The sequence below is a fragment of the Pseudomonas sp. GW822-FHT04C11 genome (assembly GCF_058800905.1).
This window is the reverse complement of record NZ_JBXAMS010000023.1, coordinates 38,265-53,528: the sequence shown is the minus strand read 5'-3', so window position 1 is coordinate 53,528 and position 15,264 is coordinate 38,265. Positions and strand designations below refer to the sequence as shown.

General features: G+C 60.0%; 13 protein-coding genes. 1 reads left to right on the top strand and 12 read right to left on the bottom strand.

Annotation, left to right across the window (positions count from 1 at the left end; genetic code table 11):
- Positions 1-57: 57 nt before the first annotated feature.
- The 7 genes from purF to truA all read right to left on the bottom strand — a co-directional run bounded on the left by purF (position 58) and on the right by truA (position 6,859).
- The gene (gene purF / locus AC1RJ3_RS27655) at positions 58-1,563 is read right to left on the bottom strand and encodes an amidophosphoribosyltransferase (RefSeq protein ID WP_054596632.1); all 1,506 of its coding nucleotides are present in this window, start codon (positions 1,561-1,563) and stop codon (positions 58-60) included.
- Positions 1,564-1,604: 41 nt separating this feature from the next.
- Positions 1,605-2,165 (bottom strand): CvpA family protein, encoded by a 561-nt coding sequence (locus AC1RJ3_RS27650; RefSeq protein WP_103319170.1) that lies wholly within the window; start codon positions 2,163-2,165, stop codon positions 1,605-1,607.
- Positions 2,166-2,263: 98 nt separating this feature from the next.
- The gene (locus AC1RJ3_RS27645; RefSeq protein ID WP_054596630.1) at positions 2,264-2,920 is read right to left on the bottom strand and encodes an SPOR domain-containing protein; all 657 of its coding nucleotides are present in this window, start codon (positions 2,918-2,920) and stop codon (positions 2,264-2,266) included.
- Positions 2,904-4,211, bottom strand: coding sequence for a bifunctional tetrahydrofolate synthase/dihydrofolate synthase (folC, locus tag AC1RJ3_RS27640; RefSeq protein WP_493081617.1), 1,308 nt, complete (start codon positions 4,209-4,211; stop codon positions 2,904-2,906). The genes AC1RJ3_RS27645 and folC overlap by 17 nt, the downstream gene beginning before the upstream one ends.
- The gene (accD, locus tag AC1RJ3_RS27635; protein ID WP_054596628.1) at positions 4,208-5,128 is read right to left on the bottom strand and encodes an acetyl-CoA carboxylase, carboxyltransferase subunit beta; all 921 of its coding nucleotides are present in this window, start codon (positions 5,126-5,128) and stop codon (positions 4,208-4,210) included. The genes folC and accD overlap by 4 nt, the downstream gene beginning before the upstream one ends.
- A gap of 219 nt (positions 5,129-5,347) precedes the next feature.
- A complete protein-coding gene (locus AC1RJ3_RS27630) occupies positions 5,348-5,971 on the bottom strand; it encodes a phosphoribosylanthranilate isomerase (RefSeq protein ID WP_054596627.1) in 624 nt (207 codons plus the stop codon).
- Between the two features lie 63 nt (positions 5,972-6,034).
- Positions 6,035-6,859, bottom strand: coding sequence for a tRNA pseudouridine(38-40) synthase TruA (truA, locus tag AC1RJ3_RS27625; protein WP_054596626.1), 825 nt, complete (start codon positions 6,857-6,859; stop codon positions 6,035-6,037).
- A 212-nt stretch (positions 6,860-7,071) separates the two neighbouring features.
- Between truA and AC1RJ3_RS27620 the strand changes: the two genes are divergently transcribed.
- Entirely contained in the window at positions 7,072-7,731 is a 660-nt protein-coding gene (locus tag AC1RJ3_RS27620) for a M24 family metallopeptidase (protein WP_493081615.1), read from the top strand.
- Between the two features lie 226 nt (positions 7,732-7,957).
- On the opposite strand, the gene AC1RJ3_RS27615 is transcribed toward AC1RJ3_RS27620, so the two are convergent.
- The 5 genes from AC1RJ3_RS27615 to AC1RJ3_RS27595 all read right to left on the bottom strand — a co-directional run bounded on the left by AC1RJ3_RS27615 (position 7,958) and on the right by AC1RJ3_RS27595 (position 15,188).
- On the bottom strand, positions 7,958-10,591 hold the full coding sequence (locus tag AC1RJ3_RS27615; RefSeq protein ID WP_493081613.1) for a FimV/HubP family polar landmark protein: 2,634 nt from the start codon (positions 10,589-10,591) through the stop codon (positions 7,958-7,960).
- 206 nt (positions 10,592-10,797) lie between these two features.
- Positions 10,798-11,808 (bottom strand): aspartate-semialdehyde dehydrogenase, encoded by a 1,011-nt coding sequence (locus AC1RJ3_RS27610; protein WP_054596623.1) that lies wholly within the window; start codon positions 11,806-11,808, stop codon positions 10,798-10,800.
- 284 nt (positions 11,809-12,092) lie between these two features.
- Positions 12,093-13,205: an aspartate-semialdehyde dehydrogenase gene (gene asd, locus AC1RJ3_RS27605; RefSeq protein WP_054596622.1), complete on the bottom strand. Its 1,113-nt coding sequence runs from the start codon at positions 13,203-13,205 to the stop codon at positions 12,093-12,095.
- A 67-nt stretch (positions 13,206-13,272) separates the two neighbouring features.
- Complete coding sequence (leuB, locus tag AC1RJ3_RS27600) at positions 13,273-14,355, bottom strand: 3-isopropylmalate dehydrogenase (protein WP_054596621.1); 1,083 nt, start codon at positions 14,353-14,355, stop codon at positions 13,273-13,275.
- 65 nt (positions 14,356-14,420) lie between these two features.
- Positions 14,421-15,188: a class I SAM-dependent methyltransferase gene (locus AC1RJ3_RS27595; RefSeq protein WP_103319182.1), complete on the bottom strand. Its 768-nt coding sequence runs from the start codon at positions 15,186-15,188 to the stop codon at positions 14,421-14,423.
- Positions 15,189-15,264: the final 76 nt, after the last annotated feature.

Here is a 15,264-nt window from a genome sequence, read left to right as displayed (position 1 = left end):
CCTTGCCTTGTTCTTTATTGATAGATACAAAACCGGCCCCTCAGGGCCGGTAGAAACTCAGTTGTTGTACAGATCGATGATCGCACTGACTGCCTGCGTCTTGACCTTGGAGGCATCGTTACGTGCCTGCTCGATCTTGTTCAGGTAAGCCTCGTCGACGTCACCGGTGACGTACTTGCCGTCGAACACCGCACAATCGAAGTTCTCGATCTTGATCTTGCCGCCACCGACCGCTTCGATCAAGTCAGGCAGGTCCTGATAGATGAGCCAATCAGCGCCGATCAGATCAGCCACGTCTTGAGTCGTACGATTGTGAGCGATCAACTCGTGGGCGCTTGGCATGTCGATGCCATACACGTTCGGGTAACGCACGGCTGGCGCTGCCGAGCAGAAGTAGACGTTTTTGGCGCCGGCTTCGCGAGCCATCTGGATGATCTGCTTGCAGGTGGTGCCGCGAACGATCGAGTCATCCACCAGCATCACGTTCTTGCCGCGGAATTCCAGCTCGATAGCGTTGAGCTTCTGGCGTACGGATTTTTTCCGTGCGGCCTGGCCCGGCATGATGAAGGTCCGGCCGATGTAGCGGTTCTTCACGAAGCCTTCGCGGAACTTCACGCCCAGATGGTTCGCCAGCTCCAGCGCCGCGGTGCGGCTGGTATCCGGAATCGGGATGACCACGTCGATGTCATGCTCCGGACGCTCGCGCAGGATCTTCTCGGCGAGTTTCTCACCCATGCGCAGGCGAGCCTTGTAAACCGAAACGCCATCGATGATCGAATCCGGACGCGCCAGGTAGACGTGTTCGAAAATGCATGGAGTCAGCGATGGGTTGGTCGCGCACTGACGGGTGTGCAGCTTGCCGTCTTCAGTGATGTAGACCGCTTCGCCCGGCGCGAGGTCGCGAATCAGGGTGAAACCGAGCACGTCCAGGGAAACGCTTTCGGAGGCGATCATGTATTCGACGCCTTCGTCGGTATGACGCTGGCCGAAGACGATCGGGCGGATGCCGTGCGGATCACGGAAACCGACGATGCCGTAACCGGTCACCATCGCAACGACTGCGTAACCACCCACGCAACGGTTGTGCACGTCGGTGACGGCCGCAAACACGTCTTCTTCGGTTGGCTGCAACTTGCCGCGCTGGGCCAGCTCGTGAGCGAACACGTTGAGCAGCACTTCCGAATCGGAGTTGGTGTTGACGTGGCGCAGGTCAGATTCGTAAATCTCCTTGGCCAGCTGTTCAACATTGGTCAGATTACCGTTGTGCGCCAGGGTGATGCCATACGGCGAGTTGACGTAAAACGGTTGAGCTTCGGCCGAAGTCGAGCTGCCCGCAGTCGGATAACGCACATGGCCAATACCCATGTGACCGACCAGGCGCTGCATGTGACGCTGATGAAACACGTCACGAACCAGACCGTTGTCCTTGCGCAGGAATAACCGGCCATCATGGCTGGTCACGATACCGGCAGCGTCCTGGCCGCGGTGCTGGAGGACGGTTAGCGCGTCATACAGCGCCTGATTGACGTTCGACTTACCGACGATACCGACGATGCCACACATGCGACGCAACCCCTACTTAATGAAACTGAACTGAACACATCTCACTGCGGCGTTTTGGCCGTCGGCAAGAGATGCTCCTTGAACGGTATGTCAGCGGGTACGCTGATACCGCTGGCCAGCCACTGACTGCTCCACCCTAATATGAGGTTTTTGGACCAGTCTGCAACCAATAGAAATTGTGGCACGAGCCTTGACTCCTGCCACCACTTATCCTGCTGTACCGGGCCCAGACTCAAGAGCCCGACGGCGGTGACCACCAGCAACGCGCCACGCGCTGCGCCGAAGGCCATGCCAAGAAAACGGTCGGTCCCGGACAGGCCGGTGACGCGAACCAGCTCGCTGATAAGGTAATTGATCATTGCGCCCACTATTAAGGTGGCGACAAAAATGATGGCACAGCCCGCGATCACGCGAGCCGACGGTGTTTCGATGTATCCGGCGAGGTACTCGGACAGTGAGCCACCGAACATCCAGGCAACAGCTCCTGCGATGATCCAGGTCAGCAGCGACAAGGCTTCCTTGACGAAGCCGCGGCTCAGACTAATCAAAGCGGAGATGGCGACGATCGCGACGATCGCCCAGTCAACCCAGGTAAATGGCACAGTGCAGCCTACAGACGGATAAGGCGGCGCATTTTAGCAGAGCCCATGGCTGTCGGTAAGCTGCGATTGCAAGTGCATTTGAAATCAGTCAGTTAGCGTTAGCCGCGCTCAGGCTGAAAGCGAACGACAAAGCCCTTGAGGTTCTGCTGCCGACCCAGCAGGTCACGCAGGCGATCAGCCTCTGCACGCTCGATCAACGGACCGACAAACACCCGGTTCTTGCCATCGGCGGTACGGATGTAGGCATTGTAACCCTGGCTACGCAGGGTTTTCTGCAAGCTTTCGGCACTTTCACGGCTCGACAGGCTGGCCAACTGCACCGACCAACTGACCGACAGGCCATTGGCATCGACGCGACTCTGGCTGGTGTCAGGCTTGCTCGGCGCCGCGGCGATCGGTTGCGCCGGCGCTGCTGCCGGTTTGGGCGCAGGCGGTGGCGTTACCGGTTTAGCGACAACCGGGGCTGGTGCGATGGGAGCGCTGGGGGCAACCGGCTTGGGCGGTGCTTGTTCGGCAGTAATCTCTTCATCACTTGGAACCGGCTCCTGCGGCAACGCTTGCGGCTCCGGCACCACCACGGGCTCGATCTGCACCTGCGGCATTGCCGGGGCTTGAGGTGCAGCCGGGGCATGAACCACCACCTGACGCTGCTCATCTTCCCGGGAAAACAGCATTGGCAAGAAAATCACCGCCAATGCCACCAGAACCAGAGCCCCAACCATCCGCTGCTTGTACGCGTTATCCAGCAAAGCCATGTGCAGCTTCCTCCGTGGAGCGCCGAGCCAACCATTCGAGGGCCTCGGCAACACAATAAAATGATCCGAACAGCAGAATTTCATCTTCTGCCGTTGCCAGCGCACACTGCCCTTCCAGGGCATCGGCGACACTTGCATAGGATGTTACCGACGCCCCAAGGTTCTGCAACGCAACCTGCAAATCCGCAACCGGACGTGCGCGCGCAGAATCGAGCGGGGCGACAGCCCAATGCTGGACACTACCACTCAATTCGCCGACAACTCCATCGAGATCCTTGTCAGCCAACAAACCAAATACTGCCAACCGTCGACCCGCTATTGGCCGGCGAACCAAACGCTGGGCCAGATACTCGGCCGCATGCGGGTTATGACCCACATCCAGCATCAGGTTCAGGCGCTTGCCGTGCCAGTTGAACTGGCGGCGATCCAGACGCCCGACCACTTTCGTTGCTTTCAACGCAGCGACAATTTGCTCGGCCTGCCATGGCAAACCCAGCAGCGCATAAGCCTGCAACGCCAGCGCGGCGTTTTCCATCGGCAGATCAAGCAGCGGCAAATCGTGCAGTTCTATCGCACGCCCTTGGGGATCGACGCCCCGCCACTGCCAGTTCTGCTCGGTAACGCCCAAATCGAAATCACGCCCCCGCAAGAAGAACGGGCAATTGAGCTCGCGCACTTTATCCAGCAGGGGTTGAGGCGGATTGAGGTCACCACAGAGCGCAGGCGCGCCCTGACGGAAGATGCCAGCCTTTTCGAAGGCAACGGATTCGCGGGTATTACCGAGATAATCGGCGTGATCAACGCCAATGCTGGTGACCAGTGCGACATCGGCATCCACCAGATTGACGGTATCCAGGCGTCCGCCGAGGCCGACTTCCAGCACCACCGCATCCAGACCTGCACGCTGAAACAACCAGAACGCCGCCAGAGTGCCCACTTCAAAGTAGGTCAGGGAAATTTCACCGCGCCCGGCGTCGACTGCCGCAAAGGCTTCGCACAACTGCGCATCAGTGGCTTCGACGCCATTGATCTGCACCCGCTCGTTGTAACGCAGCAGGTGCGGAGAATTGTAGACACCGACCGTGAGTCCCTGCGCCCGCAGCAATGATGCCACGAACGCACAGGTAGACCCTTTGCCGTTGGTGCCGGTGACCGTGATCACCCGAGGCGCTGGCTTGCCCAATCCCATCCGGGAGGCTACCTCTTGCGAGCGCGCAAGCCCCATATCGATGGCTGACGGATGCAACTGCTCAAGGTAGGCGAGCCAGTCGCCAAGGGTACGTTCGGTCATAGGTTTGCAGGCACCGGCGGAACCACGATTGGCTCGACGGGCGCAGCCACGAACTCAGGCGTCGGCAGACCCATCAGTTGTGCCAGCAGGTTACCCAGACGCGGACGCAACTCCTGACGCGCAATGATCATGTCGATCGCGCCGTGCTCCAGCAGGAATTCGCTGCGCTGGAAGCCTTCCGGCAGTTTTTCACGCACGGTCTGCTCGATAACGCGCGGACCGGCGAAGCCGATCAGGGCTTTTGGCTCACCGACAATCACGTCGCCGAGCATCGCCAGACTGGCGGAAACACCGCCGTAGACCGGGTCGGTCAGCACGGAGATGAATGGAATGCCTTCTTCGCGCAGACGCGCCAGTACCGCGGAGGTCTTGGCCATTTGCATCAGCGAGATCAGCGCTTCCTGCATCCGCGCACCGCCGGAAGCGGCGAAGCAGATCATCGGGCAACGATTTTCCAGCGCGTAGTTGGCCGCACGCACGAAGCGCTCGCCAACGATCGCGCCCATCGAACCGCCCATGAAGGAGAATTCGAACGCCGACACCACCACCGGCATGCCCAGCAGGGTACCGCTCATGGAGATCAGTGCGTCTTTTTCGCCGGTCTGCTTCTGCGCAGCGGTCAGGCGATCCTTGTACTTCTTGCCGTCGCGGAATTTCAGACGGTCAACCGGCTCCAGGTCAGCGCCCAGTTCGGCACGGCCTTCGGCGTCAAGGAAGATGTCGATCCGTGCACGTGCGCCGATGCGCATGTGGTGGTTGCACTTGGGGCAAACATCCAGGGTCTTTTCCAGCTCTGGACGATACAACACCGCCTCGCAGGACGGGCACTTGTGCCACAGGCCTTCAGGCACCGAGCTTTTCTTCACCTCGGAACGCATGATCGAAGGGATCAGTTTGTCTACTAACCAGTTGCTCATGCTTTCTTTCTCCAGTACCGGCGGCTCGAACGCTCTGGTTCGCAGCCCCGCGTATGCCCTTGAGCTAAATTCATGTGTGCGGCGATGATCGGTGGACAGCCGGGTCAGCAAGACTGACCTTCGTACAACCCAACAACCCTCAGCCATGCCTGCCTTATGCAGTACACCTGTTTCGTAACAGTGCAATGGACGGCGGCAGACTGCCAGCCGTCACATCGACTACACGCTAGTGCGCACTGCCTGTATAAACGCGCGAATCTTCGCGTGATCCTTGATGCCCTTGCTCTGCTCTACCCCACCGCTGACGTCCACCGCGTACGGGTGAACCCGGGCAATGGCCTCGGCGACATTAGCCGCCGACAGCCCGCCTGCAAGGATGATCGGCTTGCTCAAACCTTGCGGTATCAATGACCAGTCAAAGGCCTCGCCGGTTCCACCGGGAACACCTTCGACATAGGTATCGAGCAAAATGCCGCTGGCTTTAGCGTAAAGATCGCAACTGGCAGCGATGTCGTCGCCCGCCTTGACCCGCAATGCCTTGATGTACGGTCGATGGTAACCCTCGCAATCGGCCGGGGTTTCGTCGCCGTGGAACTGCAACAGGTCCAGCGGCACCGCGTCGAGAATCTCACCGAGTTCGCAGCGGCTGGCGTTGACGAACAAGCCCACCGTGGTCACGAATGGCGGCAACGCGGCGATGATCGCCCGAGCCTGCTGCACCGTTACCGCTCGCGGGCTTTTGGCATAGAACACCAAACCGATTGCGTCCGCCCCGGCTTCAACCGCTGCCAACGCATCTTCAATGCGGGTAATCCCACAAATTTTGCTGCGAACGGCTGACATGTCGTTTGAACCTCAGGGCAAATCCGGGAAAGTCCCGGATGGTAGCAAATGCATTCGAGGGCGTCAGCCGTCAAGTTCCGAGAAGCCGGTCAGGAAGTGCGGACCGATGTAACGCTCGGGCAACTCGAACTCGTCGCGGTACTCGACCTGCACCAGGTACAGCCCGAATGGATGGGCCGTGACGCCACCGGTACGGCGGACCCGGCTTTCCAGCACTTCTTTGGCCCACTCCACCGGACGCTCACCGGCACCGATGGTCATCAGCACGCCGGCGATATTGCGCACCATGTGATGCAGGAACGCACTGGCGCGGATATCCAGCACGATCATCTTGCCGTGCCGGGTGACGCGCAGGTGATGGATTTCCTTGATCGGCGACTTGGCCTGGCACTGTCCGGCGCGGAAAGCGCTGAAGTCGTGGGTACCGATCAGATGTTGCGCCGCCTCAGCCATGCGCTGGACATCCAGCGGCCGGTGATTCCAGGTGACCTCTTCGTTGAGGTGCGCCGGACGGATCTGATCGTTGTAGATCACATACCGATAACGCCGGGCAATCGCCTTGAAACGCGCATGAAAGTGCGCGGGCATGACCTTGGCCCAACTGACACTGATGTCGTGGGGCAAGTTGATGTTGGCACCCATAACCCAGGCCTTCAACGAACGGTCGACCTGGGTATCGAAATGCACCACCTGGCCACAGGCATGCACGCCGGCGTCGGTGCGACCCGCGCAGTGCAAGGACACCGGCGAGTCCGCGACCTTCGACAGCGCCGTTTCGAGGGCTAGCTGCACGGTGGCCACACCGGACGCCTGACGCTGCCAGCCACGGTAGCGCGAGCCTTTGTATTCAACGCCCAACGCGATCCGGAAAAAGCCGTCGGCCGCCATTTCGGCGGCCGGGTTATCTATATTTGCCAAGGAATGACAGCCTGCTGATCTACGCAAAGGCAGGCATTATAAGGCCGTGGTGCCGGGACGCCATGTTCATGGTGTTTTTTGTTCGGGCCCCGATAAGCGATTTGACATTTGCATGCGCTGCCGCAGTTTCGCTATATAGATAAATACATAACGAAAACCAAGAACCTGACGAGACCTGACACATGAGCGCCATACAAAAGGAAGCCGTTGGATTGGCCTACAGCCTGGAGGGAATGCTCCACGCCAAACGCAAGACCTGGGAGGCCATCGAAGAAATGGCTCGCCGGATAAAGCCCGGCATGCTCGAGTCCGAAGCCCTGCAGATGGGGCTTGAAGTACTGACCGAGCTGGGCATGGACCGCATCTGGCACCCGACCAAGATCCGCTTCGGCGAGAACACCCTGAAAACCTTCAAGCAGCCCTCCAGCGGCGATCCGGTGCTGGGCGAAAACGATATTTTCTTCATTGACCTGGGGGTTGTGTGGGATCGCCACGAGGGCGACTGTGGCGCCACGTTCACCACCGGCAACGACCCTGAAATGCAGGCCTGTGCAGCGGCCGCCAAAACCCTGTTCGATCAGGTCCACGATTACTGGCGAACCCACCAGGTTGCCGGCCCCGAGCTGTATCGCTACGCAGAAGAACAGGCATCCGCGATGGGCTGGGTATTGAACCTGGACATCAAGGGCCACAGGGTCAGCGACTTCCCCCACGCGATCTATCGCGCCGGCGATCTGGGCGATTTCGACGCCTGCCCGAATGTCGGACTGTGGATCCTCGAAATCCAGCTGGCCCACCCTACCCGACCGTTCGGTGCGTTTTACGAAGACTTGCTGGCTTAAGGTGATGCACTTGTGGCGAGGAAGCTTGCTCCCGCTCGATTGCGAAGCAGTCGTAAAGCCTTCTGGCGAGGAGTACCTGAAAGAATGCGATTGCAGATTTCGGGGTCGCTTCGCAACCCGGCGGGAGCAAGCTCCCTCACCACAGGTTATGTGACCAATCCCTAAACCCCCGAAACAAAAACGGCAGCCTCGATGGGCTGCCGTTTTTGTTATGCGTTACCAGTCATCAGGCCATACGCGCCAACATGTCCTTGGCTTCGCTCTTCTGACCGTCATTACCCTCGCTGAGCACCTCACCGAGGATGTCCCGCGCGCCGTCGTTGTCACCCATGTCGATGTAAGCCTGCGCCAGGTCCAGCTTGGTCGCGACTTCGTCAGTGCCCGAGAGGAAATCGAAATCGGGCTCACCCATCTCCATCTCCATCCCCGCCGCCGCATCTTCAGCGGTGAAGCTTGGCGCAGCGATAGGCGGATGCTCCAGGCTACCGGACAAACGATCCAGCTCGGCATTGACGTCGTCCAGTTCGGACATAAAGTCGTCCGGCTCAGGCTTGGCGTGAGCATCGATTTCATCTGCCAGGGACAGATCGAAATCGGCCGGCAACTCCAGATCATCAAGCGCCGCTTCTGTGACTGCCGGCGACTCGACTACTGGCAGGTCTTTCAGATCGTCGTCGAGGTTGAGCAGGAACTCGTCATCGGCCAGCGTTGCATCCGGCACGTCGCCACCCAGATCAAGGTCGAAATCCGACAGATCATCCAGGCTGTCCTTGGCTTCGGTCTGCTGTTGCAGAACAGATTCGAAGCTCAGATCGTCATCGAGCGGAAAAGCGTCCAGATCCAGCGCCGGCTCCGGCGTCTCTGGCGTAACGACCGTTGGCGATGCGGCCTCCAGATCGTCCAGACTCAGATCGAAGGCGCTGTCGAAGTCATCATCGGCCGGTGCAGCTTCAGGCTCCGGCGCCTTGGGCTCCTCGTGCAGCAGGTCCTTGACGTACTGCGCATCCAGCTCGGCGGCAACCGCTGCGGCGGCGATGCCGCCAACAGCTGCCACGGCAACCATCGCCGGAAAGCGGCTTTTCAGCTGCTCAACGTCAGCATGATTTTTGCCATTGGCCACCAGCTGACGCTCTTGCGCCACGAACGCACTGCGATCGCCCTGCTGGCCGTAGACTTCCATCAGCTTCAAGCGCAGGTCGCTGCGTTGCGGCTCTTGCTTGATACCCTCTTCAAGCAGGCTGGCAGCCTGATTCAAACGCCCGGCATTGATATGCGACTGGGCTTGCGCCAGGACATCGTCCGAACGCTCGGCCGCCGGCGCGACCAATGGTGCAGCAATCGGCGGCGTCACTACCACCGGCGCCACGACTGGAGATGGAGCTGGAGCTGGAGCTGGAGGCGTTGCAAGCTTGACGACTGGCGGAGGCACTTCGAGGCCTTCGAAGCTGCTTTCCGGCAGATCGAAGTCTTGCGTCAAGTCCGACTCTTCAGCCAGTGCCTTCGCCATGCGCTTGTGCTTCTCGGCTTCCTGTTGAGCCTTGCGCCGACGCGCCAGCAACAACAGCAGCAACAGCACCACCACCGCACCGCCACCCACCAGACCCAGGAGTATCGGATTGGTCAGCAGTTCGTTGTACTTTTGCTCGTCGCTCGCTGCCGGGGTTGCCTGAATCGGCGCTTCGGCAGGCACTGCGGCCGGCGTTGCCTCTGGGACTACCGCGGGTGCAGGCGCCGCCGCTGGCTGGGCAACCAGATCAGCCGAGATCGGTGCCGAAGGTTGAGCAGCAGAGTTTTCCCCCGCGCCTTCTGCCTGCATCTTGGCCAATTGATTATTTTTCAGCTCGATCAAGCGCTGGAGTTTGTCCATCTGACTCTGCAAGTCAGTTATGCGGCTTTTCAGCTCGGCATTGTCACGACGAGTCGTATCGAGGCCTTCCTGGGCTACCGCCAGCTTATTGCTGATGGCCTTGCTATCGCCCGCTGCACCTTTACCACCTTTCTTGCCGGATTCGGCCGAGACCAGGCTCAACTTGTCCTTGGCAGTGCCTTGCGGCGAGACCACATCATGCCCACGCTTGGTTGCATCAAGCTGTTGCGCCTGCGCCCGGTGAACCGAGCGACGCCCCTGACGCCAGGCCGTGTTCTGCGCGGCGACTTCGGCAATGGCTTTAGGCTGTGGCAGGCTGGTGCTTTGTGTGGCGTCCGGCAGGCGCAAGACCTGACCGGTTTTCAGTCGATTGATGTTGCCATCGATAAAGGCGTTCGGGTTCAGCGCCTGAATCGCCAGCATGGTTTGCTGGATCGAGCCGCCATTGCGTGCTTTCGCGGCGATTTCCCACAAGGTGTCGCGCGGCGTCGTGACGTGCTGTTTAGGCTTGCTCGCGCCAGTCACTGGTGCGTTGATCGCCGGCGCTTGAGCCGGTGCGGATTGCGCAGCAGCGTCAGCCGTCTGCGGCGAGAATTTGGACGGATCGAGCAGTACGCTGTAGTCGCGCAGCAGTCGGCCGCTTGGCCACATCACCTGAACCAGGAATTTCACCATCGGCTCGGAGAGTGGCTGACTTGAAGTCACCCGCAGGATGCTTTTACCGCTGGCATTGAGCACTGGCGTGAATGTCAGGTCGTTGAGGAACGCCTGACGATCAACCCCGGCCTTGGCGAAATCATCGGCCGACGCCAGGCTCGGCACCACTTCGGCAGCGGTGAGGTCCTTGACGTCGAGCAACTCGATTTCTGCCACCAGGGGCTGGTTCAGGGTCGACTTCAGGGTCAATTCCCCAAGCCCGAGGGCATGCGCCATACCGGAGGACAGCGCCGAGGCGGCCGCTATTGCTAACACCAGTTTGCGAACTTGAACCATAGCCTCATCCTTTGTTGAACTTTCCTCGGCAAGCGAGAAGGTGTTGATACCGCTGCCGTAAGGCATTGCGCGCAGCCTCGAAGAGTCTCTGCGCGCGCTTATTTCACTGATGCCCTTGGAAGCCCCTGATGGCGGCTCGCCTCCAGCATTCAGGCCTTGCGGCCTGTACGACTAGAATCTATTTGCAAATTGTTGCCAAGTATCTTTTACACAAGGTCTTTTATCAACAACTCAGCCACCTGCACCGCATTGAGTGCAGCGCCTTTGCGTACGTTATCTGACGTCAGCCACACGTTAAGTTCCGCCGGATCGTCGATACCGCTGCGAACCCGACCGACGTAGACCACGTCCTGCCCTACCGCATCGCCCACCGGCGTCGGGTAATCGCCCGCCTCGACCAGCTCGACACCCGGCGCCGCCTCAAGCGCAGCATTCACCGCCGCCAGGTCGACAGCCTTGGCTGACTGCAAGGTCACGCTAAAGCTATCGCCGAAAAACACCGGGGCTTGAATGCAAGTGACAGAAATCTTTAATAAAGGCTGCGCCATGACCTCGCGCAGCTCTCGAACCAGGCGTTTTTCCAGCAGCGTATGCCCCTGAGCATCCGGCGTGCCGACTTGTGCCAGCAGGTTGAAGGCCATTTGCCGATCAAAGAAACGCGGCTCCAGCGGGCGAACATTCAGCAGTTCTGCTGTCTGCCGTGCCAGCTCGCTGACTGCTTCGCGGCCCTGAGCGGAAACGGCCAGGCTGGCAGTGACGGTCACTCGCTGCAGGTCGAGCAATTCGCGCAATGGCGCCAGCACCACGGCCAGGGTGGTGGCCGATGCACTTGGACTGCTTACCTGAAACGGCTTTTTCAAACCGGCCAGCACTTGGCTGTTAGCTTCCGGCACCACCTGCGGTGCCTGTTCCGCCGGCAAGGCGCCGGACAAATCGATCAGCGCGCAACCGGCGGCCGTGGCACGCGGCGCAAAGCTCAGGGTGACCGCAGGACCGGCGGCGAAGAACACCAGCTGGACCTTGCTGAAATCAAATTCGTCGACTTCCCGCACCCGTACGTTCTTGCCGCGAAACGGCACCGAATGCCCTGCTGATTCACTGCTGGCCAGCAGGTGCAGGTTGGCAACCGGGAAGTCGCGCTCTTCAAGGATCTGGACGAGTGTTTCGCCGACAGTACCGGTGGCGCCGACGACGGCGATATCAAAGGACTGGCTCATGGATCTACCTCAGGCGAAACGGGGGGAGCGGCACTTTACCGGGTGACTGGCATGCAGGCAATTCACAGGGGAATTTGAATTAGCTGTACCGGCCTCATCGCGGGCAAGCCTTGCTCCTACAGGTTATGCGTCGTGCAAATGGAATGCGGCCAACACAAACCTCGTAGGAGCAAGGCTTGCCCGCGATGGCGGCCGACCAGGCGACACAATATCCCCCCCCGCTAACGGCCATAAAAAAACCCGCAGCTCTTTCGAGATGCGGGCTTTTTCATTACATCAGCGAATCAACGCTCCAGCAGAATCCGCAGCATGCGACGCAGCGGTTCGGCCGCGCCCCACAGCAGTTGGTCGCCGACGGTGAAAGCACCGACGAACTGCGAACCCATGTTCAGCTTGCGCAGACGGCCAACCGGTACGTTCAGGGTGCCGGTGACCTTGGTCGGGCTCAGCTCCTGCATACTGATTTCGCGCTGGTTCGGCACCAGCTTGACCCATGGGTTGTGCTGGCTGATCAGCCCTTCGATATCGGCGATCGGCACATCTTTGTTCAGCTTGATGGTCAGCGCCTGGCTGTGGCAACGCATGGCGCCGATGCGCACGCAGATGCCATCCACCGGGATCGGGCTCTTGAAGCGACCGAGGATCTTGTTGGTCTCGGCCTGGGCCTTCCACTCTTCGCGGCTCTGACCGTTCGGCAGTTCCTTGTCGATCCACGGGATCAGGCTGCCGGCCAATGGTACGCCGAAGTTTTCGGTCGGGTACGCATCGCTGCGCATGGCTTCGGCGACACGACGGTCGATGTCGAGGATGGCGCTGGCCGGATCGGCCAGTTGATCGGCGACAGCTGCGTGGGTCACACCCATTTGCTTGATCAGTTCACGCATGTGCTGCGCGCCGCCACCGGAGGCCGCCTGATAGGTCATGGCGCTCATCCACTCCACCAGACCGGCTTCGAACAGACCGCCCAAACCCATCAGCATCAGGCTGACGGTGCAGTTGCCGCCGATGTAGTTCTTGGTGCCCGCGTCGAGTTGCTGGTCGATGACCTTGCGGTTCACCGGGTCCAGAACGATCACCGCGTCATCCTGCATGCGCAGGCTGGAAGCGGCGTCGATCCAGTAACCCTGCCAACCGGCTTCGCGCAGTTTCGGGAAGACTTCGCTGGTGTAGTCGCCACCCTGGCAGGTCAGAATCACGTCGAGGGTTTTCAGCTCTTCAATGCTGTAAGCGTCCTTGAGCGGAGCAATATCCTTACCCACGGACGGGCCTTGGCCACCCACATTGGAAGTGGTGAAAAACACCGGTTCAATAAGATCGAAATCCTGCTCTTCCAGCATCCGCTGCATGAGCACGGAACCGACCATACCGCGCCAACCGATCAGACCTACACGTTTCATCGCAACTACACCTTTTACAAAAAGTGGGCTCGCTTGCCGGCATCAGCGACAAGCGGGGCCAGAGAGATTACAGATTCCGCAGCGCTGCGACTACTGCGTCGCCCATTTCCTGCGTACCTACTTTCACGCAACCCGGCGACCAGATGTCACCTGTGCGCAGCCCTTGGTCCAACACCAGGCTGACAGCCTTTTCGATAGCGTCTGCGGCCACCAACTGGTTGAAGCTGTAACGCAGCATCATCGACACCGACAGAATCGTCGCCAACGGGTTGGCGATGCCTTTGCCTGCAATGTCCGGCGCCGAACCGTGGCACGGCTCGTACATGCCTTTATTGTTGGCATCCAGCGAGGCCGACGGCAACATGCCGATGGAACCGGTGAGCATCGAGGCTTCGTCGGACAGGATATCGCCGAACAGGTTATCGGTGACGATCACGTCGAACTGCTTCGGTGCACGCACCAGCTGCATGGCGGCGTTGTCGACGTACATGTGGCTCAGCTCGACATCCGGGTAGTCCTTGGCCACTTGCTCGACGATTTCGCGCCACAGCTGGCTGGACGCCAGAACGTTGGCCTTGTCGACCGAGCAGAGCTTCTTGCCGCGTACGCGCGCCATGTCGAAACCGACGCGGGCGATACGGCGGATTTCACTTTCGCTGTATGGCAGGGTGTCATACGCCTGACGCTCGCCATTCTCCAACTCGCGCACACCACGCGGTGCGCCGAAGTAGATACCGCCGGTCAGTTCACGGACGATCAGAATGTCCAGGCCCGCGACGATTTCGGCTTTCAGGCTCGACGCTTCAGCCAGTTGCGGGTACAGGATCGCCGGGCGCAGGTTGCCGAACAGGCCCAGTTGCGCACGAATCTTCAACAAGCCGCGCTCTGGACGAATGTCACGCTCGATGGTGTCCCATTTCGGACCGCCCACCGCACCCAGCAGCACCGCATCGGCAGCACGCGCGCGGGCCAGGGTTTCGTCGGCCAACGGCACGCCGTGCTTGTCGATGGCCGCGCCGCCGATCACGTCGTGGCTCAGCTCGAAATCCAGTGCGAACTTGTCGTTGGCCAGTTCCAGCACCTTGACCGCTTCGGTCATGATTTCCGGGCCAATACCGTCACCTGGGAGAATCAGAATCTGCTTGCTCATGCGTTCCTCATGTCATCAGTCGGCGCGCTCATGGGCGCGCCCGGAAAAATTCCAGCGCTCGGCGCTTATCGTTCAGCCATCAGCACCAGCACATCGGTGCTGAACGAACCATCGGCTTCAATCTCGAAATACTCGCGAACTTCGTTGCCCATCGCCTGCTGCAACTCGCGGATCGCCACGCGCAACGCCTGGGGTGTACGCATGCGCTCGACCCAGGAGTTGTACTCCAGGCGCAGCCGCTGGCGCGTGGTGCTACGGGTATGCAACCCCGCCTCGCTGACCTGGCGCAACCACTCCCCGGCGGAATAATCACGCACGTGGCTGGTGTCGCGCAGCACTTCAACACTTTGCAGGTAAGTGTCGAACAACGGACTGCCCGGCGACAAGACATCAATAAATACTGCTACCCCACCCGGCTTGAGCACTCGGCGCACTTCGCGCAAGGCCAAGCCAAGGTCGCTCCAATGGTGCGCCGAATAACGGCTGAAGACGAAATCAAATTCACCCTCGGCAAACGGCAGGCGCTCCGCCGCACCGAGCACGGTGGTCACATTGTTCAGACCACGATCAACTGCGGCGCCAGCCACCACGTCGAGCATCTGCTGCGACAGGTCATAGGCGACCACTTCCTTGACCAGCGCAGCCACATGAAAACTCACATGACCGGCGCCGCAGCCCAGGTCCAGCACTCGCGCATCACTGCGACCCGCCAGCTCGGCCTGTAGCAGTGCGAATTCGGTGCCCTGTGCGTGTACTGCACTGCTCAGGTAGGCGGCAGCCTGTTCACCGAATTGCTTTTGTACTACGTCGCTGTGCTGGGCGGTGCTGGTCATGATGACTTCCTTAAGGGGTGAGTCTTGAGTTGTTTGTGCGGGCCCCATCGCGAGCAAGCCTTGCTCCTACAAGAGC

Excerpts from the sequence above, each read along its gene's own strand:
- AC1RJ3_RS27615 (WP_493081613.1), bottom strand. The coding sequence starts at position 10,591 with ATGGTTCAAGTTCGCAAACTGGTGTTAGCAATAGCGGCCGCCTCGGCG.
- asd (WP_054596622.1), bottom strand. The coding sequence starts at position 13,205 with ATGAAACGTGTAGGTCTGATCGGTTGGCGCGGTATGGTCGGTTCCGTG.
- leuB (WP_054596621.1), bottom strand. The coding sequence starts at position 14,355 with ATGAGCAAGCAGATTCTGATTCTCCCAGGTGACGGTATTGGCCCGGAA.
- accD (WP_054596628.1), bottom strand. The coding sequence starts at position 5,128 with ATGAGCAACTGGTTAGTAGACAAACTGATCCCTTCGATCATGCGTTCC.
- AC1RJ3_RS27620 (WP_493081615.1), top strand. The coding sequence starts at position 7,072 with ATGAGCGCCATACAAAAGGAAGCCGTTGGATTGGCCTACAGCCTGGAG.
- AC1RJ3_RS27645 (WP_054596630.1), bottom strand. The coding sequence starts at position 2,920 with ATGGCTTTGCTGGATAACGCGTACAAGCAGCGGATGGTTGGGGCTCTG.
- AC1RJ3_RS27610 (WP_054596623.1), bottom strand. The coding sequence starts at position 11,808 with ATGAGCCAGTCCTTTGATATCGCCGTCGTCGGCGCCACCGGTACTGTC.
- folC (WP_493081617.1), bottom strand. The coding sequence starts at position 4,211 with ATGACCGAACGTACCCTTGGCGACTGGCTCGCCTACCTTGAGCAGTTG.
- truA (WP_054596626.1), bottom strand. The coding sequence starts at position 6,859 with ATGGCGGCCGACGGCTTTTTCCGGATCGCGTTGGGCGTTGAATACAAA.
- AC1RJ3_RS27630 (WP_054596627.1), bottom strand. The coding sequence starts at position 5,971 with ATGTCAGCCGTTCGCAGCAAAATTTGTGGGATTACCCGCATTGAAGAT.
- purF (WP_054596632.1), bottom strand. The coding sequence starts at position 1,563 with ATGTGTGGCATCGTCGGTATCGTCGGTAAGTCGAACGTCAATCAGGCG.
- AC1RJ3_RS27595 (WP_103319182.1), bottom strand. The coding sequence starts at position 15,188 with ATGACCAGCACCGCCCAGCACAGCGACGTAGTACAAAAGCAATTCGGT.